This is a genomic window from Geitlerinema sp. CS-897, from assembly GCF_028368005.1.
In the GTDB taxonomy this organism is placed as follows: Bacteria; Cyanobacteriota; Cyanobacteriia; order Cyanobacteriales; family Geitlerinemataceae; genus Baaleninema; species Baaleninema simplex.
This window is the reverse complement of the sequence record NZ_JAQNCQ010000371.1, coordinates 1-4,241: the sequence shown is the minus strand read 5'-3', so window position 1 is coordinate 4,241 and position 4,241 is coordinate 1. Positions and strand designations below refer to the sequence as shown.

3 protein-coding genes are annotated in these 4,241 nt (G+C 51.7%); 1 reads left to right on the top strand and 2 read right to left on the bottom strand.

The annotated features are described in order from the left end of the window. Positions 1 to 498 precede the first annotated feature (498 nt). Positions 499 to 651 (top strand): hypothetical protein, encoded by a 153-nt coding sequence (locus POG22_RS23465; RefSeq protein ID WP_498907328.1) that lies wholly within the window; start codon positions 499 to 501, stop codon positions 649 to 651. A 96-nt stretch (positions 652 to 747) separates the two neighbouring features. Here the strand turns inward: POG22_RS23465 and POG22_RS23460 are convergent, their stop codons facing one another. Together POG22_RS23460 and POG22_RS23455 are read right to left on the bottom strand one after the other, a co-directional pair. After that, entirely contained in the window at positions 748 to 2,613 is a 1,866-nt protein-coding gene (locus POG22_RS23460) for a DUF3352 domain-containing protein (RefSeq protein ID WP_498907327.1), read from the bottom strand. Positions 2,614 to 2,790: 177 nt separating this feature from the next. Then, the gene (locus POG22_RS23455; protein ID WP_498907326.1) at positions 2,791 to 3,738 is read right to left on the bottom strand and encodes a protease complex subunit PrcB family protein; all 948 of its coding nucleotides are present in this window, start codon (positions 3,736 to 3,738) and stop codon (positions 2,791 to 2,793) included. Positions 3,739 to 4,241 lie beyond the last annotated feature (503 nt).

Genomic DNA, 4,241 nt, shown 5'->3' with positions numbered 1-4,241 from the left:
AATTATGTAAATTCATCGAATTGGGCGCACTCAATTTCCAGATCCCCGGCATCTCCAAGATGCCGGGGATCTTATACGGGAAATGCTAATCGGGAATTTTGCCACCCAAAACTGATGTTTTTGCAAAACTGAGATGCACCCCATTTTACTTTTGTAAAAGTCTGGGATAGTTTGAATTTAACTGCAACTTGACTCAACGAAATCTAAGTCGAGTACGAAACCTTGTATTCAATGAATTTACAGTTAAATTTGGGTTTTCAAATTTTGAGGTGATAAGCGAATTTTATACTCAATTAAAATCCTTGCTGTAGGGGAATCATAGGGGTGCATCTCAGTTTTGCAAAAACATGAGGCTCGGAGGCTGAAACCCTTATTCTCTCGTATGGATTTACATTTTTGAGATGCACCCAATCATAGCAATGCACCCCGGTTCGATTTCGTATTATTATAACAAATTACACCATAATATCCAAAGACCCTTGAATTTACAGTTTTGAAATGAATCCTACAATAAAAATGATGAGTTCGGGCAACAAAAATCAGCGATCGCTAGTTCTTGTTGCCCGAACCTCAGTTCGAGACGTACCGTCAGCCTACAGCGATCGCGATTGGTTTAACGGAGAAACGACGAGACGAACTCGGTGGCGATGAGGTACTCGCACTCGCACTTCCTTAACTCAAGTGAATGCAAAAAAAGGAGAACGCCTCCCGAACGCGAAAAGCTGTCAGGAGGCGAGTCTATCGACGTCAGCGTTTGGGCGATAAAACGAGGTTGAAATCAGCTTGTTCGCGATCTTCAGCAAAGGCAACTGAAAAACTAAAACTGCGGATCGATCGCATTGTATCGACAAACGTATTCATATTGGCAGAAGGGGGCGGCGGAGGAAAACTATTTAAAAACAAGGTATTGACGAACGCCCAAGCTGAGCCGAAATTGTAGTATAAATAGCCCGAATTCGTCGTGGGAAAGGGCGCGATCGCCGTTTGGAAATTGTAGCTGTCAGCCAAACCCAAACGGGGTTGGGGGTACAGTTGCGAGGCGGGAACCGTCCCAGTCGCAATTAACAGCGTGTTGTCGTCGAGCCAACCGTGACTCATTTGACTGACGGGGGAACCGTCGAACGAAAAAGGAGCGTTCCAACTCACGAACGGTTCGCCTGCAATGTTGGCGGTATCCACCGAGACGAGACCCTCGCCGACGCGTCCCACGAAGTCATCGAGAGTGGAGAGAAAGCGTTCGGCGGCGGGACGATCGCTCGTTTCGAGTAAAATTCCCACACCGACTTGAAACTCGGGGCTGAAACTCGGAAACAAACCGCCGTTGGAGGGAAACGCGACGAGCGCAAATTCGCCATCCATCCAACTGAGAACGTCGCGATCGAAATCGAGTTCTAAGTTTTCCTCAACGCCTCGACGCAGTTGTTCGACAAACCCAGCCAGTTCTGGGATTTGACTGTACGCCTCTAAAATTAACCTCAACCCTCCGCCTAGGTTTTTCCCGTTAACGGAACCGTAAACCGTGGCGGGGAGATACTCGAGGAGGCGATTGTCGTTGGTGGCGTTGGCCGCGATATCCGGTTGCGGTTCGCGATAGTGTACGCGCAACTGACCCCGAACGCCCGTGTCGCTCGTCCAAACGAGGGCTTCTCCGGTAGTGTAGGTTTGGCTGTAGATTTCCGCTAAATTGGCAAAGGTTTCGCCCTCGCCAGTGGGAATCGGCAGTCTGTTGAGTTGTTGGGCGATTTGTTTGAAATTGCCGTAAAACGCAATCAGAGAGCGATCGAACGCCTCGTGAGCCAAGAGATTTTGAAACCCAGGAACCTCAGCGAGAGGCTTCACAGTGCTGGGAACGTCGAGAAATCCCCGTAAATCCTCAGCAGTGGCGGCGAATACCACGTATCCCGGCAAACGGGCGATCGCGAGACTGGGAGCGTACAGCGGCGTCGGAGGAAAGGGAACGGTTGGAATGTCGTCGGTGGGAGTCTCTGGTGGTGTTGACGGAGCGGTTTGTGCCAGGAGCGATCGCTTGAAATCGCCGAAATAGTTAGAATAGACGGCGATCGCTTTGGTTAACGAACTTTCTGAAGCGGGATCCAATCTCTCTTCATTCCCTGGAACTTCTTCCAACACGGGCGGAGGCGGTGGATTGTCCGCCGGAAAGAACAGAAATTCGACGCCGTTGTGGGTTTGGATTTCTGGGGGTTGGCTGCGGCTGTCTCGCACGCGATCGAGATAGCGATCGAACGCGTCCTCGTCTTTTAAAGGAAGCAACGTAATATCGTAGGTGGGAACCTCCGGGGAAATCGCAGAAACAGTCGACGTTGTAAAGGCTGCCCACTCTCCCGCCCACGATCGCACGTTCGCATCGAAATCTTCGTTCGCCAGGGGAACGAAAGGTAATACACCGGGTGCGTCGATATTATCGGGAACTCCTGCAAACTGTGCCAAATCCGACCAGGTATTATCCGTTCGGAATAACACCACTGTTGCCGCGTTCGCTGGAATATACTGTGTGACGGTTGGCGGAACGATTTCGGCCGGTTCGGGTTCGGCAGCGTACCCCGCAGAAATCCCCCCAAACGCTAGAAAAGCCAGAGTTAGAAAATGCTTCATTGTGAATTGATAATTGATAATTGATAACGGGGCGATGACCTGATGATGAGACCGCCGTAGGCTGCGTGACCTAAAGACCGGAAAAGTATCTGGCTCAACCGGCCAAGTCGTCAGGCACCGACTCCATAGGTCTTCCCGATCTTCCTTGTCTCCCCTGCTCTCCCTCTCCCTTTCTCCTCACGGACAAACTGGTGCTTCCACACTACGGCGGAATTCGACTGGGGCGGTGGTGCGATCGAGTAAGACGAGATGATAGGGCTGGGTGATGGCGGCGGTGGCGACTCCACAACTGCGGCGTTCCGTGTAGTGGACGACGACCGTTCCGTTAACGAGACGTACGGTATCGATTTCGACGCTGTAAGCCCCACTGGCCCGATCGCCGAGACCGACGGCGATAACAGTTTTGTCGGTTAAATCCACTTCAGGAAGATCGGGGGTCGGATCGATGTTGGCGTTGAGTTGTCGCCAGAAGCTACGCCAAGCCAGGTTATCGTTAACGACGCGCTCGAAGGGTTGGTTAATGCCGCTATAACTCCCGCGAGCGAGGGTTTCAAACGGGACGACCACGCCGGGATCGGTCGGTCGGGCGATATCGGGAGCGGTAACGCCGACAAAGCAAGTCGAGGCGTCCGAAACGATCGCGAAATCTGGAGCGAGGTAGTGAATCACTTGAAATAACGGTTGTATGGCGGGGCGTTGGGGATTGCGAATCGCGAGAAACAGACCGTAACTCACGCCTTCGGCGGAAAAAACGCTGGTGACGTTGGTAGTGAGTTCTTCGTCGAGGTTGTCCCATTCAATGGACGTTACGGCGGGAAAGGCAAAATTGGGAGCTTCAGCGGGATCGATCGCGAGGAGGTCGAGAGGCGTCGGGGCGGAATTGCGGGCGCTCGTGACAAAAAGAGACCAATCTGACGCGCGGTCGAAGGGAACGGGTAACATTCTCCCCTGTTCGTCGAATTCTGCAACGCCTTGCAACCAGTAGGAGTAACGACTTCCCCAAGGAACGTGGGTTGGTGTGGCTGTCGCCGCGCAAACGACGGGTTCGGTGTTGGCGTAGGCGGGACAAACGGACAACGTGGTGGTGAGGGAAAGGGTAAGGGTTAGAAAGAGCGAGCGAGTCATCGTTGTGGGCATCGGCCACCTCTACAGTCGCGATCGGTTTGACTCCAATTCTAGAGGTTGATGTTCCGGTTCGAGGGCGATCGCGTTTCGGGGCGATCGCGCATCCGTCCGCAAAACTCTGTTTTTAATGACATATTGTCACTCGGGTTATTGTGTTTTTTGACGTTCGTTTCATTTCTATTTTTTGAGTTTGATAATGAAGATTGCGTAAAAATTGAATTGAGTGCAGATCTATAAGCTAAACTGAAAAAATGCCTTAAAGCACAAAAATCGTGCAGGGTGCATCTCAATGAGTGCAAAAACATCAGTTTTGGGTGGCAAAATTCCCGATTAGCACTTCCGGTATAAGATCCCCGGCATCTTTGGTATCTGTTTAGCGATGCTCACTCAGGTCGAAGCCTGCCAAGGCATGGCCTGGGCAACGAGGTCAATAAAGGAGTCGTCAGATTGGGCAGCCGTAGCCGCCAAGGAAGCTAAAATCTCCCAAGTGCGAGCGCCGGATT

Excerpts from the sequence above, each read along its gene's own strand:
- POG22_RS23460 (WP_498907327.1), bottom strand. The coding sequence starts at position 2,613 with ATGAAGCATTTTCTAACTCTGGCTTTTCTAGCGTTTGGGGGGATTTCT.
- POG22_RS23455 (WP_498907326.1), bottom strand. The coding sequence starts at position 3,738 with ATGACTCGCTCGCTCTTTCTAACCCTTACCCTTTCCCTCACCACCACG.
- POG22_RS23465 (WP_498907328.1), top strand. The coding sequence starts at position 499 with ATGAATCCTACAATAAAAATGATGAGTTCGGGCAACAAAAATCAGCGA.